The following is a 26,789-nucleotide window of genomic DNA, read 5'->3' as shown; positions in this document are numbered from 1 at the left end:
AACAACCACAATGTTGCAAGCACAACAAAAACCACTTTTTTCATTTCTCCTCATTCATACTACATGAATGTGCCCCTGAAAGCGTACTATGCGACTTATCACTTGCAGGGATTCCGGCCACATCCTCATACACAAACTCTATTCGCTTTGCCTTGCCGAAACGACCGCTCACGACTTCTCTCTGCCCGACGAAACGATAACCGTCTTGCGACAAGTCTTCGGCCTTGATGGTAAAACTTTCCCCTTTCTTCCCGTATAAATAATGAGTGGGATAAGCCACATAGCCTTTTGTGGTTACATAATCTATGCGCACAGCCCTCTCTTCCTTGCCACGGTTCAAACGGGCATCGCCACGGGCAATGCCCAACGCACGCGCCCCCTCATACAACGCTTCCACGTCGTAGTCTTTCAACAATCCGTCCTTGCCGGGAGCCAGGTTGACCACCAAGGTATTGCCCTGTTCCACCATGTGTTCGTATGCCGCCTTGATTTTATCGGCCGACATGACACTCTCCGCATTATTCTTTTCAGACCAAAACCAACTGTTGTTCATACAGACCGTGGCTTCGAAAGGCAAATAATAGTCCTGTCCCTCACGACGGTAGACTTTCGGGTCGGCATCCGCACCGCGCCGAGTAAACATCGGGTCGTGCAAACGAAAGTCGGAAGGGAAATAATAGATTTCTTCTCCGCCTTGGTATTGGTCCGGGGTACGTCCGCAACGAATACAAGTGTTGACTGCCATCTGACAAGAAGGCTGCAAACGCTTCACTGTGTCATACATCCGTGCAAACTCCCATGCACCGTTGCTCTTCACCCATGCACCGTCTATCCAGAACTCCGAAATCTCGCCGTAACGCCCGTCCATCAACTCGGTGATTTGCGCCAAAGCGAAATCATTGTATTCTTGCGCCAACTGCACGCGGTCCAGTCCCATGGATGCCTGTGTATGGTTGGCATCCCAGTTTCTGTCCCATGCCGAATAATACAATCCTAACTTGATGCCGTACTTGCGGCAAGCGTCCGCCACTTCCTTCACGATGTCCCGGCGGTCGCCCTTACGTCCCGTGTGGTTGATGTTGTACGTGCCGATTTCCGTATTCCACAACGCAAAACCGTCATGATGTTTCGTGACCAAAACGATGAAATTCATACCGCCTTCGTAGGCCGCCTTAACCCAAGCCTCGGGATTGAGCGTGGACAAGTCCGGATGATAGGCCGAAGCCGGAGAGGAACCGTCCGTCCATTCCTGCCCCAAGAAGGTATTCATCCCGTAATGAATAAACATGCCATATCTCAAATGTGCCTTGCGACGTTGGTACACATTGGCCCCACGGGAAGGCTGCTGACGAATCCAACCGGGAGCATCCTTCCTCCACGCCGCCGGTTCGGGCGTAGCCACAGCTTGCGGGTCGTCATAGATACCGATTTCGTCCACATTGATGCCCTCCGGACTACACTCCAGGAAAGAGACCTGCACATAGCGTGCCGTCACGTTGTTGCCCGTCAACACAGTCCGTGCATCTCCCGGCCTGCGGTGTTGCCAACGTTTCCAATCAATTCCGTCACGGGACACAGAAACCACGATCTCCTCTATGCGCCCCTTGTAGCCTTCAGTCTCATAGACATCAATACAGTTGAAAGTCCTCTCCCCTTTCAAATCCAAGGTAAGCCATACCGTTCCCGACAGTCCGGCTGATGCCCAACGCGTACCGAAATCACCGTCCGCCACATGTCCTGGCTCATATCCGGCACCATAACAAGCCCCCGAAGACACTTCCGCCCCCAAAGCCATATTCCATTTTTGTCCGTCCGTCTTCGACAAAGCTCCGGAAACTTCCGCCGGAACAGCCCCCATCATCCCTACACATAACCAACTCCACAAGCAGTGAGTCCATGTTTTCATACTTGCCATTCTATTCTTTAATTATAGGTTAAACAAACCAGAGCAAAGATACAAAAAGAATCCATTGGAGAATTCCCCAAAAAAGGGATTGTTTTGCCTGTTTCGGAGATTTATAAACTTGGCACTCCTCTGAAGTTCCATACAAAACTACGTGTTTTTGAACACAATTACAAAAAATATTCCTAACTTTGCAACCGCATCGGTTCATCTCCCTCATCGCATACGGGGGAATGATTAAAAGGGAATCAGGTGAGAATCCTGAACAGTCCCGTTGCTGTATGTCTCATAAAAAAGCGTAGTAAACACATACTCTATGCCACTGAAAGGCCGCGTGCCGATTGGGAAGGCGTTTACTGCGGAGACGAGTCAGAAGACCTGCCATGCAATATAGTTCAATAGCTTTCGAGGACGAGCTATGAATCCGAAAATCCCGGGCGGCCATCGGTCGTAGTACGGGGTTGTCTATTCATATTTACGGGTTTTCTTAGAAGCTGTTTTGATGGAGTTTTCACTGTCAAATAGATAGTTCATGGGAGAAATCAAACGCAGGCATGCCTTATGCCTGATAGGAGTCTTTTGCCTGCCCTTACCTGCCGTATCCGCACACCGGACGGACAGCATACGCAACTTGGGCGAGGTAGTGGTCAAAGCCAAGACCTACAAAGAGGTCATTCCCGCACAGACCCTGAAAGGGGAAGAACTGCGGAAGCTGAACAGCTTTTCCGTGGCTGATGCCATCCGTTATTTTTCGGGATTGCAAATCAAAGACTACGGCGGTGTGGCCGGGCTGAAGACGGTCAACATCCGCAGCATGGGTACGAACCACACGGGCGTATATTACAACGGCATACAGTTGGGCAACGCACAGAACGGGCAGGTGGACTTGGGCAAGTTCTCGTTGGACAACATCGAGGAAATCTCGCTCTATAACGGACAGAAAAGCGATATCTTCCAATCGGCGCGAGAGTTCGGCTCGTCGGGTAGCATTTATCTCACCACCCGCCGCCCCCGGTTCGAAGGGGAGAAGGATGCCAACCTGGCGGCCAAAGTGAAGTTCGGTTCCTATGGATTGCTCAACCCGGCTTTGCTTTACGAGCACAAAATCAGTGACAATATCAGTGCGGCTGTCAGCGCGGAGTGGATCACGTCGCAAGGCGACTACAAGTTCCGCTACCGGCGCGTGGACGTAAGCGGGGCACTGAAGTACGACACCACCGCCGTGCGCCACAATAGCGACATCGACGCCCTGCGCATCGACGCGGGACTGTACGGCCTCTTCGGGAAGGGAAAATGGAACGTCTTCGCCTACCATTACACCTCGGAAAGAGGGATTCCGGGAGCCATCGTGAACAATGTGTGGAAGCGTTCGGAACGGTTGTGGGACCGCAACTCTTTCCTCCAAGGAAGTCTCGAATGGCATGTATGGCGCGGGCTGAGCATGAAGTTCAACACGAAATACGCCTCCGACTACACCCACTACATGAATAACAACACGGACATCAAGCTGACAGACAACATCTACAAGCAGCGGGAGTGTTACTTCTCGTGGGCTAACAAATACGCCATCACGGCGGACTGGGACGTGTCCGTGGCTTACGACTTCCAGTGGAACGGCTATGAGGGATTCGACCTGAACAAGGACCACGACAAGGAGCACCCGATGAACACGGCCACGCGCGGCACACACTATATCTCGGCCGCCACGGCCTTCACCGTGGCCGACCGGCTGAAGGTGCAGGCCAGTGTGTTGGAGACGTTCGTGAACGAGGAGAAACGCCAACGGGACAAGGCACCAAACAAAAGCAAGGTGACCCCGGGGCTGTTCCTCTCTTACCAACCGTGGAGGAAACACGACATAGTGGTGAGGGCCTTCTACAAGACGGCCTACCGCATGCCGACATTCAACGACCTCTACTACACGGACATGGGCAACCCGGCCTTGCTACCGGAGACCACCACGCAATACAACGTGGGTGCCGTGTACGACCGCACGCGCACCGAAGGCATCTTCCGCAACCTACACCTCAATGCGGACGTATACTACAACGACGTGAGGAACAAAATCGTATCGTGGCCGCAGGGACCTCAGTTCCGCTGGACGACCATCAACCTGGGGCGGGTGGACATCCGGGGGATGGATGCCGGGGCGGCCTGCACGTTGGCCTTTCCCCACGAATGGACGCTGACGGGCAAGTTGCAATACACTTATCAGGAGGCCATCGACGTGACGAATCCGTCGGACACGTACTACCGCGACCAGATTCCCTACATCCCCTGGCACAGCGGATCGGCCATCATAGCCCTCTCGTGGGGCACATGGTCTCTGGGCTATAGCTTCATCTACGTGGGCGAACGTTACAACCAACAGGAGAACATCATCTACAACCATACGCAACCGTGGTATACCAGCGACATGACACTCATGAAGGAAATACGGTGGGGCAAGGCACGCCTGCGCTTCACAGTCGAGGTCAACAACCTGCTCGACCAAGACTACGATGTCATACTGAACTACCCGATGCCCATGCGTAACTATAAATTCGGCCTTGCCGTGGAACTCTGATATGAAAACCGTCCGAAAGATACTATTCCTTCCGCTCCTGTGTCTGGCGGTCTTGTTCGCCTGCCGGGAGATAGAACTGGTCGTGCCTACGGAGTACGAGCTGCTACCGGGCGTGCCCATAGCCCCGGACGCACGACCGGCCGGCATGTACCTGCTCAACGAGGCCAACATGGGCAGCAACAAGTCGTCCATCGACTACGTGGACTTCCGCAACGCATACTACGTGCGCAACATCTACGCCGAACGCAACCCGAAGGTAGTCAAGGAACTGGGCGACGTGGGCAACGACATCCAGATATACGGCAACAAGCTGTATGCCGTCATCAACTGCTCGCACAAGGTGGAGGTGATGGACGTGCGTACCTGCAAGCGTATCGGGCAGGTGGACATCCCCAACTGCCGCTACATCCGCTTTGCCAAGGGGAAAGCCTACGTCTCGGCCTACGTGGGTCCCGTGGCCATCGACCCGAACGCCCAGTTGGGGGCCGTATATGAAGTGGACACGGCTTCGCTTGCCGTCACGCGCAAGGTGACGGTGGGTTACCAACCGGACGAGCTGGAGGTGCTCGGGGAGTACCTTTACGTGGCCAACTCGGGAGGTTACCGCGCACCGGATTATGACAGTACCGTGTCGGTGGTGGAAATCTACGGCATGAAACAAATCCAGAAGATTCCGGTAGGCATCAACCTGCACCGCATCCGCAAGGACCGCTACGGCAAGCTCTGGGTGACTTCGCGCGGCGACTACAACACCATCCCCTCGCGCCTCTACGTGCTCGACCGCAAGGACAAGAATTCCAAGGAAATGGTGGTGAAGGACACGTTGGACATCCCTTGCTCGGAAATGTACATACAGGGCGATTCGCTCTATTTCTACAGCGTGGAGTGGAACAAACAGACGGAACGCAACACCGTCACCTACGGCATCATCGACGTGCGGACGGGCCAACTCGTCACCGACCATTTCATCACGGACGGGACGGAACAGGACATCGTCATCCCATACGGCATCTGCGTGCACCCGACAACGGGGGATGTCTACGTGACGGATGCCAAGAATTACGTATCGAGCGGAGTGCTCCATTGCTACGACCGCCACGGGAAGAAGAAATGGAGCGTACGTACGGGGGACATCCCCGCACACATGGCATTCTACGACCCGCAATAAAAACGGAATTGGAACATGAGACCCATATATAATAAGGTAATAGGAGCGTGCGCGTCCGTCCTGCTGGCATCCTGTCAACAGGACATCCCGATGGTCAGCCTCGGGGTGGACAGCCAATACCGCATCGAACGGATGCGGAAACTCATCCTGCGGCCCGAATTCACTGGGGAGGCCTACCGTTGGACCTTGAAAGACAGCGAAGGAGCCGATTCCACCGTCTCCACCGAAAGGGAATTCATCTTCGTGGCCGAAAAACCGGGGACGTACGCCCTGCGCTTAGATATCATCGACGCGCAAAATCCTGTAACGCAGGAGGTGGAAATCAACGTGGAGGAGGAAAGCGTGGCTTACAGCCGGTATATCACGGAGGTGTATGAATACTGTCCGGCCCCCGGACAGTTCGTCAACATCATGCCGCTCTATGAGGAAGGCGACACGGAAGAAGACATGTGCCGGAAAGCCCGGGAAAGCATATCGGGCACGAACGACATCATGATTTCCTTGGGAGGATACGGCGGCTACGTCACGTTCGGTTTCGACCACACCGTAGTCAACGTACCCGGGCAAAAGGACTTCAAAATCTTAGGCAACGCATTCTATGCCGATGCCAACCCGAACCCTTCGGCTCCGGATTCGGGCGGGAGTTGCGAACCGGGCATCGTCATGGTGTCCATCGACCGGAACAACAACGGACTGCCCGACGACGAGTGGTACGAACTGGCCGGGAGCGAATACCATAAACCGGAAACCCGGCACGGCTTCCAAATCACTTATACCCGTCCAGCAGCGGACAAGGTGCCCACGCCGGACGACAACAGCCCCATCACGGACACGACTTACATCCTTTGGGAAACCGGAGACGGCGAAAAGGGCTATATTGCGAAAAACGCTTACCACAACCAGGACTACTACCCTGCGTGGATTGCCGAAGACCGGTTGCAGTTCAGCGGGACGCGTCTGGCCGACAACGCCGTGGACGAAAGCGGTGGAAAAGGCTCTTACTTTGTCCTTTACGCCTACGAATGGGGCTACGTGGACAACCACCCTAACAGCGAAGAGGACAAAATCAGTTTCGACATCGGTTGGGCAGTGGACAGCTTGGGAAATCCCGTCCACTTGCCCGGTGTGGACTTTATCCGCGTATATACCGGTGTCAACCAGCAATGCGGTTGGTTGGGGGAAACTTCCACCGAACTGAGCCGTGCCGAGGACCTGCACGTAGAATACCAGACCCATTATTTACCCAATCCATAACCCTGAAACCATCATGAAGAAAAGAAGATTACATTTGTATACGGCGGCCATGCTGTTTGCATGCGCTTACAGCCTGTACGGGCAGACCACTTACACCGACGGCGTGTTCATGCTCAACGAAGACTGGTACGGACACAACAACAGTACCCTGAACTTCATCCGTCCCGACCACCCGACCGACCCGTTCGAGTATTATATCATACAAAACAATGAATCCAATGCCGGACAGTCGCTAGGAGCCACGGCGCAATTCGGTGCCGTCTACGGCGACTACCTTTTCATCATCTCCAAACAGGATCAGGACGCGGGCGACGGGCTTTCGCCGGGCGAATCGGCAGAGACCCGCCAAGGAGGCCGCATCGTGGTGGCCGACGCACAAACCATGGAAATCAAAAGCCGTATTCCCATCATCAGAGCCAATGAAAAAGGAGTGTCCATCGCCGACGGGCGCAGTTTCGTGGGCGTAGACGAGACGAAAGGATATGTAGGCACATCGAACGGCATCTACATCCTCAGTTTCTCCCCGTTCGAGATTACAGGACGCATCGAGGGGACGGAGAACCCGCTCATCACGGGAGACGAGGACAACGCCGACGGCGTGGGACCGCTCTACCAGAACCAAATCGGCATGATGTTGCGTACGGCCGATTATGTATTTGCCATACAACAGGACAAGGGTGTCTTGGTAATAGACCCACAGACGGACAAAATCATACATACCGTGGAGGGATGCTTCAGCACCATGGCGCAAAGCAAGGACGGAAACATCTGGGTGGGACGCAACACCAACATGGACTATCAGCATTACCCCTACGGCAATATGGGGTCAAGCGGTGAATGTTGGGAGGGCAAGGAACTCTTGCGCATCAACCCTGAAACGTTCGAGACCGAAGCCGTCCCCATGACAGAAGGTGGCATCAATCAGACGTGGTATGCCTGGACGGCCGGCTCCTTATGTGCCAGCACGCAGGAAAACGCGCTCTACTTTACTTATAATGAAAACCGGTGGAGTTGGTTCACGACCTCCAAGCTCTACAGGTTCGATATCGACACGCGGACATTCACACAGATTTACGACAGTGCCACGGACAAACGTTATTTCTACGGAGCAAGCATACGCATCCACCCGCTCGACGACCAGATTTACGGGGCACTCTATTTGGACAACGTAGTGCAAAGCTACTGGATATACCAAATGGACAACCAAGGGAACGTGTTGAAAGAACTGGAGCCGATAGACCGTTACTGGTTCCCGGCCTTGTTCATCTTCCCGGACAACCACGCGCCCGAGGTGGAGGAACTGCCCGACGTCACGTTGGAAGACGGGGCGGTGGAAATAGACCTGAGCAGCAAGGCTACCGACAAGGACAACTTGGACGCGGCCATCGTGAAGACCGTAAAGTCGAACAGTAACGAGGACGTGGTGGAAGCCCGCATCCGGAACCACCGACTCACCCTGCAACCGAAAACCGTCGGGGAGGCCGACCTCGTCATTCGTTTCAACTCCAACGGAAAATACGTGGACCGTACGTTGCACGTAAAATCCCTCACCACCGGAATCCGCCATACGGAAGAATCCCCAGTACGCGTATGGGGCAAAGACGGACGCATCCACATCAAGGGATTGCAACGGCCCACCCGCGTCCTCGTATACGACACAGACGGACGGCAGATTCGCGACACTGTCCTGTCACCGGGCGACTGCATCGAAGGGTTGCCGGGCGGCAAATGCTACATCCTGAAATTTAACAGAAAACAGTATAAACTGATTTATTAATTCATTAAATGTTTAATCCAATGAGAAATTTTACTCAGAAACTGACGGCACTCGCCGCTGTGGGGTGGCTTTCGCTAACCACCGCACTGGCCGGTGAACAGTTCGTGCCGAAGGAGTATTCCTACAAAAATGTGGGAATGAGCTCACAATCCACCATCAACATCCCGATGACGGACTTGTTCATCTATCCCGACGGGATGGATGCCACAGCAAACCTCGACGAAGCCGGGGTCAAGGCCGAATTCGAATTCACGGACGAAAACGTAGTGGGCCTATACAAGTATGAATATTACAGCTTCGGAAAGGTGCAACAGCTCTACCTGATGCGCAAAGGAGGATATGTGACAGGACCGGCCGATGTGAAAGTTAAACTGACCTATAACGGGGAAACGGTGGAAAACACACTGGATATAGACATCGTGTCGCTCATCGCCCAAGATGACGAATACACGGCCGAACTCGGGCAGGCACTGATGATGCCGGTTCTGAACAATGACAATTTCATGAAAAACGGCGACAAGGCCAACGCCATGATCGAAATCCTTCAAGCCCCCATTAACGGACAGGCCACTATCGTTGAAGGAGCCGACGGAGAACAAGATACCATCAAATACGTGCAGAACGAGGGACTGGACAACTATTCATTTGACGAGTTGAAGTACAAGGTGACACTCGGAGAAGAGACCTCGGAAGCTACCGTGAAAATCAATATTCACAAGAATGCATACGCTTCGCGCGTTATCGACTTCCTGCCGGCTCCGGGGCAGTTCACCAACCAATTGTCTAAAAGCAATTCGGCCGAAGGGACATTGGGAACCAAAGGAGGCACCCTTAGCTTAGGGTCATTCGGAGGATATGTCATCTACGGCTTCGACCAACCCATCATGAACAATCCGAAAAACCCCTATGGGGTTGACTTCACCATCAAGGGCAACTCATTCGTAGCCAACATCTACGGCGTATGGACGGAACCGGGTGCCGTACAAGTATGCCAAGACCTGAACGGCAACGGCGTACCCGATCCGGAGGAACCTTGGTACGAACTGGCCGGTTCGGACTACTGGTTGAGTACGACCAAGCGGAATGCCCAGATGACCTATTACAACCCGAACTACGACAAGCGTTACACCGTACCCTGGACACTGAAATACACGGACAAGGACGGGAAAGAACAGATGGAAGCAGGTGCCGTGCTGACCAACCAGTTCCACCAGCAATCCTACTATCCCGACCCGTTCGATTTCGGTTGCGACCGAGACTCTGTAACTTTCGAAGGAGCTATTATCCGCAGTTCGCTGGACATGAGCGCACCAAGCTACATCGAGTTCTACCGCGCCCCGGCCTTCGGCTACTGCGACAACCGCGGGTATAACAAGACAGATCTCACCATCGCCCAAAACCCCTATTACAATGACGAGAACGGCAATGCCGCCGACGGCTTCGATATCAGTTGGGCTGTAGACAAGGACGGCAACCACGTGGAACTAGACCACGTGGACTTCGTAAAAGTCTATTGTGCCGGAAGCGCCAATGCCGGATGGTTGGGAGAATGGTCTACCGAGGTCCTAGGAATCGGCATCACGACTCCCGACCCAGACTACGTGCCCCAGGACTATTACCTGAACTATATCGGCATCACGCAGCTTCAGGTCATCCAAGGACAGGAATGCCAGTTCGAAGGTTTCCTCTTCAAAAACGGACGGCCTGTCACAGAGGGGACACAGAAATGGTGGCTCTCGACCGACAGTGTGGGTACCATCGACAATACCGGACTGTTCAAAGCCACAGGTAAAACGGGTAAGACCAAAATCTACTTCACACAGAAAGAAGATGTCCCGACCGACTCCATCGACATCGAGGTCGTAAACCTGACTTCCGTACTCATCGACCTGGAAGGCAATGCCAGCACCGTGTCCAACGACAGCACGAAAATGATTGTAGGCGAAACCATCTACATCAACGTGCAATGCACGGACAGCCGTGACGGCAGCCTGAACGGTACCGGACGTAACCGCTACATCTACGAGAACTTCGACTGGACGACCTCAGACCCCGAAATCGGAACCATCAACAACGGTTCTTTCCACGGCCTGAAAGCCGGACGCACCATGTTGCATGCTTACTCACGGTCCAATCCGGAACTCTCCGACTCCATCCTCGTCATCGTGGAGGAAGCACCGGAACTCAAGCCCGTCAGCGACCCCATACGCCTGGCTTATTATGAACCGGAAGGCACCAAGACCAGTAGCGAACTCTTCACGGCCGAAAACGGTTCCACAATCTATCTGGACGGCGTAAAGTCCACGAGCCACTACGAACACGCCATCGAGAAGAACGAACTGGGCTATAAATACAACGAAGGGGAATACGTCACAGACACCCTGACCTTCGACCTGACCCATTACGGGCAGAAGAAACAAATGCAGTTGTGTATCGTCTACGCCCCCGACACGAAGGCTTCCGGCCGTCTCCTGCTGTACAGCGACAAGAACGCCGTGAAAGCATACGATGCCGAAGCCCGCGAAGAACACGTGAAGACTCTCATCGAAGAATTGGCGGCCGATTCCGTACAAGGATTGACGGCTGACGGTGCCTTTACCTACATCGCTGCCGGAGACAGCATATACCGTTACAACACGGTCGATGCCTGCTGCACGCACAAGCTGCAACTGCCCGGAAAGGCTACCGTCGACCGCATGCTGACGGCACGCAACCTCCTATTGGTCGTTTCGCATACCCCGGCCGGAGACTACCACCTCGACATGTTCTACAAGACCGACCTTGAAGCCATCAAGACATTCAGCCTGTCCAAACCCGCAACCGACATGGCCGTAACGGGCGACAAGCTCTATGTCCTCACCTCTGCGGACGGCAAAAGCGGCATGGACATCTTCGACCTGAAGAACTTCATACAGGAACGCCAAGTGTCGTTGGGACAGAAAGGACTCGGCGTGGAAACCCTCGTGGCTCGGGACGCACGTGTCTACGGCATCCGCCCGTATAACCCCACGACGGAAGAGGCTGCGGCCATCCTCGAGTTCAACACAACCAACCGCACGTCCAAACTGATCGGGACTGACGGTATCCAGGCCTACTTCGAAGGCGTACCGGCCGCAGTCAAGCCGATGGGCGGCGACTCCATCCTGTTGGCCAACTACAACGGCTTCACCGCCTACGACACCAAGACTGGGGAAATCCGCGACGGCATCATCATGGCGGCCGGAAACACGGTATACCCCACCGAAGCCGTACAGGATACTCTCTCGCAGCGTACCTACGTGGTTTATGCCGATGAAAACGCGGAGACCTACCAGGGAGCTGTCTATTATGGCGATGAGTTCACCAAAGAATTCGACATCTACGACCTCGGCCGCACACCGGCCAACCTGTCTGCCGTACCAGAATTCGCAGACAACGAGGCACCGAAACCGGCCAGCCGTTTCAACATGAGCCCCAACAGCTACTGTTACGAAATGGGCACCAGTGCCTCCGCGCATACCATCTGGAAATCCAGCAACTTCACCGACCACGAGGAAGACTTCGACATCTACCTGCGCGGACTCGAGAAATACCCCTGGATTACGCAGCTCGACAACCTTGAAGACGGCGACATCCGCATCGAGGCTCTTTACAGGGGTACGGTGGACAAGGATTCCGTCATCACCTTCCAAGTAGAAGCCATCGACCGCGCCGGAGCTTCCACGCTCGTGGATGCCACCTACACTATCAAGGCGCAGATCGTCAAGCCCACCGTGGCCCAAGCCATCAAGGACACCACGACCGTGCTCGGCACCGATACCCTACGCATCGGCCTGAAAGATGTCTTTGCCTACACCGGCACCACCTACGGCGTCACTCTCGCCAAGACCGTGTCGGCCAACGACAATGCCGCCCTCGTGCGCGACAGCATAGACACCGCTACGGACTCGCTCATCCTCATCCTCACACCCGGAAAGACCGGCATGGCCAACCTGGCCGTACGCTACACCGTGGCTAAGGAAGGCTATGGCGAGAAGTTTGCCGAGACTACCTTCCGTCTCGTCGTAGAAGACCCGAGTGCGATAAGCGGCAGCACCGTGGCACAGCACTTCCAAGTATTGGCCAACCCCTTCAAAGATCATTTGGAGATCCGTATACCGGAAGACGGTACCGTGACCCTCTACGACATGAACGGACGTGCCCTCATGCAGAAACAACTGCAGGCAGGTACGAACATCATCCCCACAGGGACACTGGCAAACGGTACCTACCTCCTGAGCTACAAGGGAGAAACCCTGAAGGTCGTACGCGAGTAAACAAAAGCCCCGTCCAAAAGGCTTAAACCAAAACAAAGAGAGGTTGTGTTTTTGACACAACCTCTCATCTATTATTAACATTACACCCAAACAATAAGCATATAGCAAATACTGCTATACTTACATTTTTCATATCCTTGCCTTTATCAGTTTTATTTCCCCATCCTTATTTCCCACAAAAGCCCAAAGCCATCCTTTATCGACAGTCATACAATGTATATTGACAATATGTTTTTCATCCGGAGAAACACCCAGAATGCCCAATTACCCCAAACCGTCCTGTTGTGCTCTACTTTTTCGTCCAAAACCGGAAAGTCTGAATACGTGGAAAGCACCTTTGATACAATAAAATTAGCAAAATCAGGGATAAAATCAGCAAGAACGAAGATTCTGGCGTTTTCAGCCCTGTTCTTGCTTCACTCCGTCCACATACAGTTCCTTGTTGATGTAAAGTTTGCCCTCTTGCCGGCAGGTGAGAGAACCGCCCTCACCCAAGGTGATGTTATACCCCTGTCCGGCCAAGATATACTCCTCGGAAATCCATAACTCTCCGGTCAGTTGGCTCCAGTCCACATTAGCAAACAGGCGAATCACTTTCTCACCGTCTCTATCTTCATAGAACTGCTGCGGCACATCCGTTCCGTTCTTCAAGGCCTCGTACAGCCGCATGGCGTCATCAGCCGAATAGACACCGGAATAACGGTGTTGCGGCATATCCTCCTCTTCCTTGGTAGACCAAGGGATGATGATGGAACCGTCTCCTCCACCGGCCACCGGCCCGTCTTGCAGGATGATTTCATCAAAACGGCACATTTCTCCGGCCTGTACCTGCGTAGCATCCTTTCCTGTCGGTTTTCCATTATTGTCGAGATTGATACCATAGATATTTCCGGTATAGCTTTTATTATCGTACATCACAATGAAAAAGCCCAACTGGCTTTCCGGGCGTCCGTCCTCTCCCTCCCAGAACTTGAAAGGAGGCACATACAAGGCATGATAAAGCCTCTGATTGGGTTCGTCCGTATAGCGTTGTCTCCATTCGAATTCTATCCCCAAATTGTCCTCATCTGTATCATAGTGGAATGTCACATAATGGAAGTCTCTCGTGGACGTAGCTACCGTATTGTCGAACTGGTGAAACTCCGCCATATTGAACGTGGCCTGCTTCGGCAGGTTGGGGAATATGATTTTACAAGACTCCACCGGTTCTTGCGTTTCCCCATTCTTATTCTTATGTATAAACTTACAAAAAACCAGTTTACTCACCTGTCTTTTAAACGCCATAGACAGTTTGAAATCACCCGGCCTTACTTTATCCGACACCGTATGCCCCACAAAATATTCCAAGCCTTTCGAGTAGTCCCCAAACATCACCCTTCCTTGCGCCGTTCCATCAGACAGCGTGTCTATGTGCACGCCTGCAACGGGATTTTCCACCGGATATTTATCGTCCGCATAATTTGCGGCAGGGGGATTTGACAAAGCATGAAAAGTATATTTGACAGTTTCGTCCTCCTCCCAATAGAATGCGGAAGCTTTGTCCTTGGCCGTCAATTCTCCGGTAACTCCATCCGTAACCTTATAACATCCCCAACGAGGCTTTCCCAATGGTTGGTTATTCAGCACCATGGTCTTAAGGAAATAGAACTCCCCGAATTTAGGCCCTGTTTCGTTTTGTCCGATAGCGTCACGTTTCTGTACAAATCCTGTGCCTACTCCCGAAACAACGATTTCCCTCCGCCCTACCGGTAGCACCATGTCGTCCGACTCCTTGTCGCACCCGGCCAGCAAAAGGACGAGCATCCCCATCATCCACCTTATCTGAATTGTCATATTCTTCATCATTCCTCCTTCTTCTATTTATCCGAACCGACAAAAGCACCCGTTCCATCGGCACTGTTACCCTTACCTTTCAACTCCGACGTACTTCCCGAACCTGCGGTAAACGTTCCGGCCTCATAATGGGACTTCCCTTCGTAGGGCGCGGTGTCGAATCTGTTCCGACCCTCATTCCGGGCAATTTCCACCGCATCCCTCATCGCCCCGATGACGCCTCCGAGAGTGTACCAGCTATGGTCATTAGGCGAAGGATAGTCCGGAGACATTGCCACCTTACCGAACGCAATGCCGCCGGTCACCGATGCCTTGTCGACATAACCCACCAAGCCGCCCACGGCAGAATGGGTGTTCGTTTCTTTATAGTCGGCCACTTTTCCACCCGTCACATTTCCGGCCACGGTAACATCTGAAATCAAGGCGCCGAACCGCACACAGCCTGCCACGCCACCGGTATAGTTCCAAGAGCCTTCGGCCTCCTCCGCATGAACAGACACACGCACGTTGCCACCCTCCAACGCCCCGTTGGCATCAGTAAGCAGTCCCACCACGCCGCCGGTATATCGGCTACCCGTTCCCCGGCACTTGTTGGTGACCACAATTTCGGCTCCTGAGCCACCCCGCAAATTGTCGACATTTGCCAATGTTCCATTGCATTGCCCTACGACTCCCCCCATACAAGAGGTATATGCCACTTCTGGGTTGGCCGCCTCTGCCGTAACTTTAATGCTGCCCGACAGCATGATGTCCGTCAGGCTGCCCCGGGGCAGTTTTCCCACCAACGCCCCGATACAATAGGCCTTATCCAGTCCATCGCCATTGTGCAGCGTAATGTCCAGTTCGGCGTCCGCCAGGCTCACGTTGCTGACGGTGCCTCCCTCGCAGACACGGGCCAATACCCCCCATCCCGTATCGTGGTCGACAGTCAACGACGCATCGGGGTCACTCTCTTTGTGTATGAGCCGGGCACCTCTCAAATTCAGGTTCTTCACCGTACCGTACAAAGTGTTGAACATAGGGTTCACCAGATTCAAAATACTGAATCCTCCTCCGTTGAAGGTCACGATATCCGGCAGATCCTCCGGAATGAAAGACTCTCCGTTAAAATCCACATTTGCCATCAGCGTCATTTCATTCCGGTACTTGCTTTTCTGCAACAGCGTTACCGTATCCCCGCTCAAGGTACACGTATAGTCCTTGTTACATTCCTTGATGGCATTCATAAAATCTTTTATATTGAAATTATCATACTTCGCCGTCGTGATGGTGTCATCGTCATCCCCCCAATAATCGTCCATACCATCCTGAGTGATGTTGCTCTTCAAGTCTTCCAACGAAACCGTGTAGGACTCTCCGGCTTCCAATCGCCCCAATTCCTTTACGTTGGATATCGTAATATAAGGATAACCGTCTTGGCGCTGTAGGGAAAACGTACTGTAATCTCCCGGTGCCAGATGGAAGGTCACCGAATCTTCATCATTCCCTTTATCTGCCTGCGCGGTGATTTTCCGGCTCTCTTCTTCCACAAACCGGAAACGCAATCCGTTCTTATCGTCCAACATCATCGTACAGGCGTTTTTCAACGGGCGTTCCTTCCCGCCAACCGGTTTGAACCGCAGTCCATATTCATCTTCATCGTCCACTCCGACAAGTGTCAGGCGTGTACAAAGATGACGGAACTCCAAATGCACGGCATGTCCGTACTCGATTTTTTCGGTCACGGCTTCCAGTGGGTCGGGATTGAACACCGAGTCGCGATAGGCAAAACGGTCCAGCACCACCGGTTCCAGTTCCACGCCAACCTGAGCAATAGGCCCCGTCCAGTTTTCCAGATAATAGGCCGTGAACTTCGCCTCCGTCGCGTTCCAAGGCCAGGTCATCTCATACTGCTCTTCCGTTCTAGTATTGACCCACGCTCCGTTTTCCAGCGTCAGTATCGTATATTTGGTCACCTTCTCTTCCTTCTTGGAATCGGTGGTCTGTGGGTCTAAGGTAAACTCTGCCGACACATGAATCACATCGGTATCCTTAAAGTTCTTCTTGCCCTCTATGCCCCGCTTCAATCTGGTCTCATCCTGTAGCCATGCCGTGGTGAAGCAAACCGGTATCCCCGGTCGGCCCTTAACACCATAGAGAGCATCTATATCCTCCCGACACCCCACCGACAGCAACAGCATTATGCCGTACACCATCCATTTCACCTGTCTCTTCATACCACAATTCCTTCTTTTTCAGATTAATCCGTGATGAACACACGGTTGATTATATCGTTGGCTACCGTCCCTTTGAAATCGGAGGGCATCCTGCCGACCACTCCATTGACTATCTTCTTGTAACCCCACTCCGTTTCGTCCTGCATCTCCTTGGCCTGTACCATGCCGTGGAACTTGCAGCCGGCCATATCGCCTCCACTCATCTCCCCTGCCAACACACCAGCCACGCCGCCGCGACACATCATCTTCGCCTCGCGTACTGTACAATCGAAAATCTGACCGCTCGAAATGCGCCCTGCGATACAGCCAGAAGGGGTATCCACATCCATGTTTCTCACTGTCACGAAATCCAAGTGCAGGTTTCTCAACCATCCGCCGCGAATCTCTCCTATCAGCCCCACCAGTCCGGATGAAGGGCCGATATGTTCAAAATCCAACATCAGATTATGCAAGACATACCCTTTGCCGTCAAACGTCACCCCCTCCGGCAAAGCCTTGATAAGCGCTCCGCTTGCATCGGGCTTCATATCCTTGCAGTCTATATCGTTCCACAAATAAAAAGTCCAGCCCGGGCCCAAAGTTTCCTCGTTGTTATACACCCCGTATTGGGCCAGCAAAGTACTATCTTCTGTGGTCATGCTCTCCATATTATCCGCATTCCGGTTGTACACTTCCAGCCATACGGCAAACTGTTCTTCCGAATGGATGCCCGGCAACTTGTCCACCTCTCCCACATGCTGTTCGTTCCAGTCTATGATTTCATGAGGATAGACGGTAGGGGTAATCCCCTCCATGCGGATGGTCAGCGGATGCTTCCAGCCTCCCTCCAGTCCGGTCAGGGCCTCTCCTCTCGTGGGCTTCACTCGCTGGGGTTTTCCGGTCTTGTCCTTCACTTCGATATAGTCTATCTTCGCCCCGGCAGGCAGAATGACCGGATAGACCGTTCTCGGTTCCTGCCCCACCAACAATGTGTAATCATCCACCCGCGGAGCGGTAAAGGAAGAACGACCGAAGTCATATTGGGACGCCCTGTCCAACGGCACCGTATCCACCGTCAACGGAAAATCTTCATAGGGAAACGGGTCTATCTCTTTTCTAAGGATATGCGCTCCCAAGACATGATAGGTCAGGTGCACCGTCAGTTTCTCATTGCCCTCAGTGTCCGGCGAGAATCCTTCGCCCAAAAAGAGCAATACCATCGCAAACCGGTGTCGGAACTGATAATTTATATTGTCATACTGCATTTTTTGGGCGGTCAATAAGTCCACAATATGTCCATCCTCCGTAAAGATGTGGATATAATGTTCCCCTTTTTGGCTACCGGAAGGTACAACCAAAGAACTTCCATTCGATTTCACGTAGTTCAGCGGCATCTTCTCCTTGGGCGCAAACGGAAAATAGGCAAACGTGACCCCGAACTTGCCCAAAGCCACATTGGCAACTTCCGTCGAAGTGAATTTTCTTGCCCCTCCCATATCGGAATAGGTCAACTTCGTATTCTTCAGATAGAGCGTGTCGTCATTACCCTTTCTATGGCTCCAACGGTCGGGCTTGGCGCAATTCGGGTCATGGTAGGAGAAGAAACCTATCGTGTCGCCGGACCCAAAGGTGTCATATGACATCGTGAGTTTATTATCCGGTGTGGCTCTGACCGCCATAGCACCGGCTATTTCGCCCTCTATTTGCAGATAGTCCATCCTCAAAGGGTCATCTCCCGTCCATATCTCGTCCTGCCGGCAGCCGATGAAAAGCAGCATCACTGCCAACCATCCCCATATCCTATATCTATGCTTCATACTCATGGTGTTTCTATTTCGTTGAAAGTTGTTCCTCTGTTATATCAGTGTCACCTACCTTGATATGAAATCCCCTGAAGTCTATCTTAAAATTGTCACCGTTGAACTCCGGCAACGCCGTACCGACCGGAACTTCTATATTTCGCAGCAGGTTGAACACCCATTTACCTTCCCCCTCGGACCACATGCCAAACCTCATCAGGCGATAGTTGGTTTTCGAGGGATTCTTGTTATACGCCTTTGCCAAAGCCATCAGGTCGTCCCAATTCGTGATGCCGCTCTCGCCCAATACAGGCCTCTCTATAAGTTTTGTACTCCAAACCGTAACCTCCACATTCACAAATTCTATTTCGCGCCCTTCCACCTTATCCAGCAGCTTCACATTAAAGGTAAACTGGTATCCGGGCCAGAGTTTAAGGGGCACATTCTTATACTCCACCCACTCACGCTTATTGTTGTCATACCTCCACCAGTCCATAGTCTCCGGAAACAGTCCGTGAAACACCTTGTCCTCCCCCAAGTCGATAAACAATTCGGGTCTGTGTCCAAAGACACGAAACTGGGACCTATCCGGCGGAAGCACCCATATCGGGGTGGAGAAAACCATATTCGTTTCATCAGATTGCAGGAGCGAATCTTTGACCCAAAAAACATTTTTCTGAGAATACCTGGCACCAGGTTGCCCGTCCTGATATATTTCCCCCTTCAAACGGCTAAATGCCTGACTGCCTTCCGTTGATTCTTTGCCTTCAAACCCCGGAGTTTCCAGCCAGATTCGTAAATAGTCCACCCAAACCCTGATTTTGTCCCCATTCAGTGCCTGTTGCAATTCGCCAACCTCACTATGAAAACGGAAGCCAACGGCAGCCATCTTGTGTTGCAAACTGAACTGAAGCGTGGTACCAAACCCCACATTCTCCAATTTTCCCCAGATGATATCCACCTCTTCCGCTGCCGGAGTGCCCAAGGGAGCAATCATCCGCTTGAATTCATTACCCAAAGTGTCGTCCGCTACCTTTGGGTACTGCTTCCCGAAATACATCATTCTGAAATTATCCGTCTGCAAATAACGCCGATTATCTGTCTTTCCATCAAAACCCGGATTTCGTTCCTCCTTCTGCACCGGATAGTTATACAGATTGTCCAGATAAACCGCCTCTACAAGATTCTTCTCCTTATCCTGTACATAAATGTCTTTCCACATCAACGGTTCCTTTGTCTCCACCTTGGTATAGACATACCCGTATCCTGCTTCATCGAACACACATTTCGCACTGGCCATCTCCCCGTCCGGATACGAGGGATATGTGAAAAGCATCGTACGGCTAGTGATGGCTTCTTCCTCTCCCACCTGTCCTTCACCGCTCCGAGTAGCAATGCCCAGCCCTCCGGTAGCGGCACAAACCATGACCGGTTTGTTTCCGTCTACGTCGCTTTTCATGCCAACGCCCGGCTCATCGGCACAAGCTGCCGTCCACAGCAGCAAAACTGCCGCCATACATATTCTCGCTTGGATATAATATCTGTTTCTCATATCGTTCCTATGGTTGTGTTTTGGGTTTGACGGGCACCAACTCCATGTCTACCTCGGCTTTGCTCCACGGCTCCAATATCGCCGTCAGCACCACCACCTCGTGGGTGACGGCATCGATGACCAACGATAAGTTCAGCCGATGCCCAGCCTTTAAAGAAATCTCTGCCTTATTGGGCACAAATTTATACAGTGTGGTACTTTCGTTACCATCGTTTCTCTTCACGTTAAAATAGAGAAAGTCTTTTCCCTCGTTCAACAAACTCTGCTCCGGCACGATGGCCTGAAAGAGGTATTCCTGATAGCGTGCTCCCGTATCGTCCGTTTTGACCGGAGAAACTGTGCGCCGCATGATAACGTTCTTTCTCCTATCAGAACCGGCCTCGGTCTTGTCATCGGCATCCGACACACGGACAGTGCGCCGCCCGTCGTTGTCGATGACCTCCGAATAGCTCACTTCGTATGCCCGCAACATACTGCGCAAATAGGCACTCTGCACCGCTTCCGGTGGGAAAGGTCCCTCTGCCGGATTGTCTCCCACAGGAAGTTTCACCTTCACCTGCACCATGGCAAACGCATGATGGAAGGTGAGGGGTACCCTTTTACCGCGCTCGCTCAAGAGCTGACGCCGATAGGCTATCAGCATATCGGCCTCATCCAACGCCCCCTCTGCACTCTGGTCATCAGGCACTTCGTCCAGATAATGCTTGCCGGGAAAGTGTACGGCCTCGAAAGGGAAATAAATGGAAGTCGGGACAAGCGTAAGCCAGTTGAAGCCCTCCCCCTCCGCTGCAGAAAACTTATAAGGATATTCGTCGGGGCCTACAGTATCGTTCGTATGCGTATATCTATAGGTATAATAGTTTCCATACTCGTCCTTAAAGTTCGGCTGAGAATAATTCACCGGACAGTAGACGCGGATTTCATCGCCCTCATGAAAATATTCGGACTCATAAAGCGCATTCTCTCCTTGGCCCACTATGGCCCGGAAATGCACACCCGAATCCTCGCTCTCCGACACCGCCATTTCTTCGGGAGAGGTGCAAGCCCCGAACAGCAGGAATCCTATCGGTATGATATATTTCAGTTTTTCCATAATCCTTGCCATCTTTATTGTTATATGCCGCCCGGCGTCACTTCTTCCCATCCTCCGTCTACCGGCTTGTCGTCTATCCAGGTGGTCACCCTTACGTCCAGAGAGTTGTCTCCCGGTTCAGGCCATTGTCTGACTCTCGCCTTGATTACCACATGCGTGCCGCGTACCAACGATTCCAGATTGGGCAGCTTGGCCGACACCGATACGGGATTTTGATCCGCACCCTCCTCTGTTTTGCGGATCTTCAACGTCAGATAATACTCCTGCACATTATTCTCCTGTGCATCATCCTTCTGTACATCATCCCTCTTCACATTGCCCAGAAACTTGGTTTCATGCAGATAATAAGTATTTTCATCGGCTTTTGGCTGCCCATCATCATACTTAATAGCTATGGGCTTTTCATACACATGGCTATAACCGTGAAATCCGGATTCCGCCGGCACTTCATAATTTCTCACCCATTCCTGTGCGTCTGTCGTCCCGGCCAGGTTCACCAATTTGTCCCACTCGCTGTCGTTCATGCGGGGCACCAGATACGATGTCTTGGCCAACTGGTCTATCTTCCATTCCAACACCTCCATGGGAACGGCATTATCCCCGTTCTCATAGCTCAAGGAGAATTTCACGGGCACATAGGCCAGTTCCACAGTCACTTTCGTGAGGTAGACATGCGTGGCCCGAGTGACAAAATCCTCCATTCCGTTATCCACCGAAAGCGTGATGTGCTCCTTGCGCGAAGCGATAGGAACCTTGCCATGTTTGGGGAACGGGAAGTTTCCGGTGCCGTTGGTCAGCTTCAAGCTGTCCAGCCCGGTTATCATTTCCGCTCCCGGCAGCGTGACTATATCTTGAATCAGTTCTTCCGAATTGGCCAGGGCATACAATATCTTTTTGCCCACCGTTGTCATGATGCCTTCCTTCTTATATTCATACAGGAAACGGCTATCTTCGGGGACACTGTAATTTTCGACGTCCATCAACTCGTTGAGCTCTACGTTCTTCGTTTTTTCATCCAACAGAATGACGCGCAGTTCCTTCACCTTTTCACAATCGGGCACATCCCTTGTCGGTGCGGAGAGTGCGACATTCAGTTGCATTACAACGGACTGCGGCACACGAGCATACGCATCGTCAAATCCGGGCTCTTCTACGGAGTCCTTGCAACTGCCCAACAGCAGGGCCATCCAAAGAATGCCCCAAGACAAACTGCCATACAGGAAATTATGAACCATTGTTTTTCTCATTGCCTTTTATCGGTTGTATCAAATTTCTACTGACTGGTTACGGACCCGCCGACTCTGCACGCCCACAGTCACATCCACATAAGCCCAACGGTCTCCCACAAGGAAGAAGCAGAACTTGTAGTTATATTCACGGTCAAGGTATTCTTGCACCTTGTAGCTCTGTTCGGCCGTATTGCGGCCCGACACCAATCTTTATTATATATAAGAAAGATCAAAGTTCCTCGAATTGCACCCTCACGCTCCAATTCAACACACTGATGCCGATGTTCACGTAAGCCAGCTCGCCCCCCTTCAGGAAGAAGTCCATCTGGTAATCGTACCCCCGGTCCAGAAATTCCTGAGGCGAGTAACGGTAGATTTCCTCCGAACTGCGCAGGCGCGACAACATGTCAGGCAAGTTCACCCGTACGATTTCGTTGCCGTTGCGCTTGTCTGTGATGGACAACACACCATCGTCCGCCGGATCCTCATGGTACATGATGCGGGATGTCATGAAGTCCGCATGGGCTATCTTGCCCATAACGGCATCCGTATCGTCCGAAGCGGCACGCACCGGCGTACGGTCGTCCGTATTCCACGTGTCATGGGGTTGGTAAACCACTGGCCCCATACTCTCGTCCACCGAGTTATCCCAACGAAGCTGCATGTTGCGGTCCACAATTTTCATATCGTAATTCTCCACGTCCATATCCGTAGGATCATCCAATTCACGGAGTGACACGTTAATCTTCTTTGTGTTGCGCATCAAAGAGATTTTATGGTAAGTGGGACGCTGTCCGAACACTTCCACCGGGGTACATTCCATACCGTGCCATACCGTGTCGAGCGGCAGACCGCCGTTGTCCACCCAATTCAACGTTCCGCCGGAAAAAGTACGGGATTCGCACTCCAAATGCACGCCCACCTCGCACAGGGAATCACCGGACTCGGGCAAAGCCCTCAGAAAGCGGGCACGGTCTGAAGCAAGCATGTCGTCATAACAACATTGCCCTGCCAATACCAGAAATTGGTAACGACCCGGTGCCAGGTCCATGTGCATGGCATAAAGCGGGTCGGCCAAGGGACGGTAGTCCCCCTCGTTCTTCACCTCACGGCAGGTCACATAATGCCCCGTTTCGTCAAACACATACACGCTCACCGCCCCCACGTGGTCGTTGAACATGTCGGCACGCTGCAGGTTATAGTCATATTTAAACGACAAATACAGCCCCGTAGGACAGTCCTCCGTCTCGTCGTGCATCATGTCGCAGGACACCGTCAAGGCACCGGATATCAACCCGCACCACACTGCAAACCATTTTTTAATCATATACCCCATAAGACTTATCTTTTCGTACTACATTCACATTATTCATTTACTATATGTCGTGGGAGTCCCCTATCGGGACTTGCCTCCTTATGTTCCATTCCGTTGGGTGCGTTTCCTTTTCACCCTGCCTTTAAAACGCACGGTGTCCGCACCGGATGTCTTTCCCGTCGTCGTCCCCAGCCTCAACGGTACCGGCCGCTTCCTTTCACGAAAGCCTTCGGGGAGAGAATTGTTTTTAAAAAGCGGAGGATGCGGCCGCCGAACCGACCGACATGCCCTCCACTATGATTATAAATTAAAGATCTACGTTTTGCTGACGTTTAGCCCAAGAAAGGATATTCACCTGAATCTTCACAAAAGCTTCTTTAGGATCGTCCCATTCGTCTTCAATAGGCGTGATTTCCGGATCACCCGGACTGCTGACAGAAGTCACGCTCAGTTCGTACCAGTTGTTACGGAGTACACCGTAGCGTCCCAAATGCTTTGCTTCAGTATATATCTTTTGTTCACCACTTATCGCATACGGAGTCAAATCGTCACCGAAATGTTTGATCAACGCCTTGTAGTAGCTTTCACCGGCCTTGAAGTACTTGATGGCGCCCATACGTCTGTCGATAGATTTCAGATAGTCACTTGCGACCTCCACGCCTTCTTCCATACGTTTGTTGCCGGTATTTTCTTCTTTCTCATAAGTTTCTTTAGTAACAACCTCCCATTTGTCTTTTTGAGTATCGAAACGCTCATATTTTGTATAGGTTATCGTCCCACCTTCGGCCATAGCATATTTACCACCGGCTTTACCTTCTTCCTCAGTAGGCAGAGTTACCTTCGCGGCATTATGTTTATCAAAAATACCCAACTCCCGACGCTCAGCGTCACTCATGGATTCTAATACTTTCTCCTTCAACATTTCCGTATTGTAGATGGAAGCAGTCGTACCCAACTGGTAGAACGTGCCGTCTTTGTCTGCATTTCCGGGTACATACGTGGCTTTGAATATCACGCGGGTCGTGGCATATTCAGCTTGATTGTCGGTATCGAACGTGTTCTCCAAGCAATATTGAGGGGCTTCCGGGCCGAACTGAGTGAATGTCACTCCCGCATTATCTTCCAACACGTTGAACTTCTCTTTCACTTCCGTCAACTGAGCGTCTGTCAACTCCTGACCACCTTTCACCGAAGCGGTAACAGACCAAGCATAATTTCCGTCTACTCCCCAATATACACGATAGGGATCAGCAACAGTTCCGATGAAACGCGTTTGAGTGGCACTCCCCACTAAATAATCTTTCCATGTATCGATACCGGTCACGTCACGTACCAGTTTTGAGGTCTTGTTCGTCACGTCCAAAGCCCAAGCTGTCATCGTCACCTTGTCGCCCTGATACGATTCCCCCGTGACATCCATTTCTCCACGAGGTTCGGCCAAAGTAACCTTAGCCATACCGCGTTCCACGTAAATATCAGCAGCCTCCACTTTTTCCGCTTCTGCTTTCGTCGGTTTGATTTTGTCCTCAATGGGCACCAACGTGGTAACCTTCGTTCCTGCCGCATCAGAACTGATAGGAGCATTTGCCATGTAGAAGCCGTCACCCGTCATGTCAGCCACGTTCATCGCGCTGGCAGTCAAAAAATCTCCGAAAGTCATTGCTTTTTGTTGCGTATCTCCGAATTCTACCGAACCATCGGCATTAATCGTAAAACGTCCGTTTTTGTTCAGCACCACCAAGGCATAACGCTTATCCTTTATGTCGGTCAAGGCCGGCACTTCCTGAACCATGTTGGCATACGTGGTCACATTTCCACCTTGCGGTTCCCACGGCTTCAGATCAGAGATGTCGTACGCCTTCAATAAAACAGCCTGACTCTCCTCTTCAGCATCACCTTTCTCAAACACGAGGAAAGCAGCGTCTTTCACTTCATATTCACTATCCATACCGTCTGCGAACTGATCGTTCTGAGCACGGAACGATGCTCCGGACACCATCGGGAGATTGATACTCACCGCAACAAACCCTTCATCAGGCGATGTCGTTGTGCCACCGCCATTCGGACTTTCCGAAATGTCGTCATTTGAACAAGCTCCCAGCAACAGCCCCACTATCGCTAAGGAAAACAAATACTTTTTCTTCATAAAAAATAAATTGGTTAATAAATAAATGTATAATAAGATTACATCTTCAAACGTCACTCCATATCCATCAGCCGCAGGTTCTCCGTCGCCTCCTTCACTCCGGCCTGGCCCGCCTGCCCGAACAGGCGGCGCGCTTCGTCCTCACGCCCTTGCCTGGCAGCCATCACTCCACGGGCATGCACTGCTTCGGGCAAGTTGCCGGCTTTGGCCAGATAGGCTTCCGCACGGTCGTACTGCCCCGACTCTATCATCGCACAGGCCACATTAAGATTGGCCGTCGGGTCGTCCGGGAACATGCGGACGGCAATTTCGAACACTTCGTTGAACTCCTTGCTACCCGGCTCGTAGGTCTGCGCCACCAGGAACATCTCTTCCAACGAAAGCTGTTGCGGCTTGGTGTAGAGCAGGGCCTTGGCCTCCTCCACGGAGAAGGGGCGCACATGGTAGGTCACGACATAATCGGAATGGCGCAAGGCCGGATACCAGGCCTGCAACATCATCCGGTAGTCATCGGGATATCTCGACTTGATGGCCCATTCCTTGGCGTCGGGATCCATGTCGCGGTCTATCCACTCCAGGATTTCCTGCTTGTGGGCCAGGTTGCTGCCTTCCACGTAACGCCGCAGGCCGTCCCAATCCTCGGGAGTGTACTCCACCTTGAACA

The 26,789-nt window shown here is 52.3% G+C and carries 15 protein-coding genes, 1 pseudogene and 1 riboswitch; of the genes and pseudogenes, 5 read left to right on the top strand and 11 right to left on the bottom strand.

Annotated elements, in window-relative coordinates:
- Positions 1 to 40 precede the first annotated feature (40 nt).
- Positions 41 to 1,906, bottom strand: a complete 1,866-nt coding sequence (locus tag HMPREF9441_RS09645; RefSeq protein ID WP_244949723.1) for an alpha-L-fucosidase — start codon at positions 1,904 to 1,906, stop codon at positions 41 to 43.
- Between the two features lie 182 nt (positions 1,907 to 2,088).
- Positions 2,089 to 2,303, top strand: a riboswitch (cobalamin riboswitch).
- 132 nt (positions 2,304 to 2,435) lie between these two features.
- On the opposite strand from HMPREF9441_RS09645, the gene HMPREF9441_RS09640 reads away from it, so the two are divergent.
- From HMPREF9441_RS09640 to HMPREF9441_RS09620, 5 genes are read left to right on the top strand one after another with little or no spacing between them, the layout of a single operon-like run.
- Entirely contained in the window at positions 2,436 to 4,469 is a 2,034-nt protein-coding gene (locus tag HMPREF9441_RS09640; protein WP_008620609.1) for a TonB-dependent receptor, read from the top strand.
- A 1-nt stretch (position 4,470) separates the two neighbouring features.
- Positions 4,471 to 5,637, top strand: coding sequence for a DUF5074 domain-containing protein (locus tag HMPREF9441_RS09635; protein ID WP_008620607.1), 1,167 nt, complete (start codon positions 4,471 to 4,473; stop codon positions 5,635 to 5,637).
- A gap of 15 nt (positions 5,638 to 5,652) precedes the next feature.
- Positions 5,653 to 6,891, top strand: coding sequence for a cell surface protein (locus HMPREF9441_RS09630; protein WP_008620605.1), 1,239 nt, complete (start codon positions 5,653 to 5,655; stop codon positions 6,889 to 6,891).
- Positions 6,892 to 6,904: 13 nt separating this feature from the next.
- Positions 6,905 to 8,668: a DUF5074 domain-containing protein gene (locus HMPREF9441_RS09625; protein ID WP_008620604.1), complete on the top strand. Its 1,764-nt coding sequence runs from the start codon at positions 6,905 to 6,907 to the stop codon at positions 8,666 to 8,668.
- 20 nt (positions 8,669 to 8,688) lie between these two features.
- Complete coding sequence (locus tag HMPREF9441_RS09620; protein ID WP_244949722.1) at positions 8,689 to 12,963, top strand: T9SS type A sorting domain-containing protein; 4,275 nt, start codon at positions 8,689 to 8,691, stop codon at positions 12,961 to 12,963.
- Positions 12,964 to 13,362: 399 nt separating this feature from the next.
- Here the strand turns inward: HMPREF9441_RS09620 and HMPREF9441_RS09615 are convergent, their stop codons facing one another.
- From HMPREF9441_RS09615 to HMPREF9441_RS09575, 10 genes and pseudogenes are all read right to left on the bottom strand, one after another.
- The gene (locus HMPREF9441_RS09615; protein ID WP_008620598.1) at positions 13,363 to 14,808 is read right to left on the bottom strand and encodes a fimbrillin family protein; all 1,446 of its coding nucleotides are present in this window, start codon (positions 14,806 to 14,808) and stop codon (positions 13,363 to 13,365) included.
- Positions 14,809 to 14,819: 11 nt separating this feature from the next.
- Positions 14,820 to 17,012, bottom strand: a complete 2,193-nt coding sequence (locus HMPREF9441_RS09610) for a fimbrillin family protein (RefSeq protein WP_008620597.1) — start codon at positions 17,010 to 17,012, stop codon at positions 14,820 to 14,822.
- 23 nt (positions 17,013 to 17,035) lie between these two features.
- Complete coding sequence (locus HMPREF9441_RS09605; RefSeq protein ID WP_244949721.1) at positions 17,036 to 18,808, bottom strand: fimbrillin family protein; 1,773 nt, start codon at positions 18,806 to 18,808, stop codon at positions 17,036 to 17,038.
- A gap of 13 nt (positions 18,809 to 18,821) precedes the next feature.
- On the bottom strand, positions 18,822 to 20,306 hold the full coding sequence (locus HMPREF9441_RS09600) for a hypothetical protein (protein ID WP_008620592.1): 1,485 nt from the start codon (positions 20,304 to 20,306) through the stop codon (positions 18,822 to 18,824).
- A gap of 43 nt (positions 20,307 to 20,349) precedes the next feature.
- Entirely contained in the window at positions 20,350 to 21,435 is a 1,086-nt protein-coding gene (locus HMPREF9441_RS09595) for a fimbrillin family protein (protein ID WP_039865141.1), read from the bottom strand.
- 20 nt (positions 21,436 to 21,455) lie between these two features.
- Positions 21,456 to 22,682, bottom strand: coding sequence for a hypothetical protein (locus HMPREF9441_RS09590; protein WP_008620588.1), 1,227 nt, complete (start codon positions 22,680 to 22,682; stop codon positions 21,456 to 21,458).
- Positions 22,683 to 22,700: 18 nt separating this feature from the next.
- A complete protein-coding gene (locus HMPREF9441_RS18370) occupies positions 22,701 to 22,871 on the bottom strand; it encodes a hypothetical protein (RefSeq protein WP_172634935.1) in 171 nt (56 codons plus the stop codon).
- Between the two features lie 22 nt (positions 22,872 to 22,893).
- Complete coding sequence (locus tag HMPREF9441_RS09585) at positions 22,894 to 24,000, bottom strand: FimB/Mfa2 family fimbrial subunit (protein WP_008620584.1); 1,107 nt, start codon at positions 23,998 to 24,000, stop codon at positions 22,894 to 22,896.
- A gap of 286 nt (positions 24,001 to 24,286) precedes the next feature.
- The gene (locus HMPREF9441_RS09580; RefSeq protein WP_244949720.1) at positions 24,287 to 26,125 is read right to left on the bottom strand and encodes an Mfa1 family fimbria major subunit; all 1,839 of its coding nucleotides are present in this window, start codon (positions 26,123 to 26,125) and stop codon (positions 24,287 to 24,289) included.
- Positions 26,126 to 26,178: 53 nt separating this feature from the next.
- A pseudogene (locus HMPREF9441_RS09575) lies at positions 26,179 to 26,789 on the bottom strand (hypothetical protein); the annotation flags it as partial.

Origin of the sequence: Paraprevotella clara YIT 11840 (genome assembly GCF_000233955.1) — a bacterium.
Classification (GTDB): Bacteria; Bacteroidota; Bacteroidia; order Bacteroidales; family Bacteroidaceae; genus Paraprevotella; species Paraprevotella clara.
The sequence above is the reverse complement of the archived record's forward strand: the minus strand, read 5'-3'. Positions and strand labels throughout refer to the sequence as shown.

Coding starts and splice junctions, on each gene's coding strand:
- HMPREF9441_RS09645 (WP_244949723.1), bottom strand. CDS start 1,906: ATGAAAACATGGACTCACTGCTTGTGGAGTTGGTTATGTGTAGGGATG.
- HMPREF9441_RS09640 (WP_008620609.1), top strand. CDS start 2,436: ATGGGAGAAATCAAACGCAGGCATGCCTTATGCCTGATAGGAGTCTTT.
- HMPREF9441_RS09635 (WP_008620607.1), top strand. CDS start 4,471: ATGAAAACCGTCCGAAAGATACTATTCCTTCCGCTCCTGTGTCTGGCG.
- HMPREF9441_RS09630 (WP_008620605.1), top strand. CDS start 5,653: ATGAGACCCATATATAATAAGGTAATAGGAGCGTGCGCGTCCGTCCTG.
- HMPREF9441_RS09625 (WP_008620604.1), top strand. CDS start 6,905: ATGAAGAAAAGAAGATTACATTTGTATACGGCGGCCATGCTGTTTGCA.
- HMPREF9441_RS09620 (WP_244949722.1), top strand. CDS start 8,689: ATGAGAAATTTTACTCAGAAACTGACGGCACTCGCCGCTGTGGGGTGG.
- HMPREF9441_RS09615 (WP_008620598.1), bottom strand. CDS start 14,808: ATGATGAAGAATATGACAATTCAGATAAGGTGGATGATGGGGATGCTC.
- HMPREF9441_RS09610 (WP_008620597.1), bottom strand. CDS start 17,012: ATGAAGAGACAGGTGAAATGGATGGTGTACGGCATAATGCTGTTGCTG.
- HMPREF9441_RS09605 (WP_244949721.1), bottom strand. CDS start 18,808: ATGAAGCATAGATATAGGATATGGGGATGGTTGGCAGTGATGCTGCTT.
- HMPREF9441_RS09600 (WP_008620592.1), bottom strand. CDS start 20,306: ATGGCGGCAGTTTTGCTGCTGTGGACGGCAGCTTGTGCCGATGAGCCG.
- HMPREF9441_RS09595 (WP_039865141.1), bottom strand. CDS start 21,435: ATGGAAAAACTGAAATATATCATACCGATAGGATTCCTGCTGTTCGGG.
- HMPREF9441_RS09590 (WP_008620588.1), bottom strand. CDS start 22,682: ATGAGAAAAACAATGGTTCATAATTTCCTGTATGGCAGTTTGTCTTGG.
- HMPREF9441_RS09585 (WP_008620584.1), bottom strand. CDS start 24,000: ATGGGGTATATGATTAAAAAATGGTTTGCAGTGTGGTGCGGGTTGATA.
- HMPREF9441_RS09580 (WP_244949720.1), bottom strand. CDS start 26,125: ATGAAGAAAAAGTATTTGTTTTCCTTAGCGATAGTGGGGCTGTTGCTG.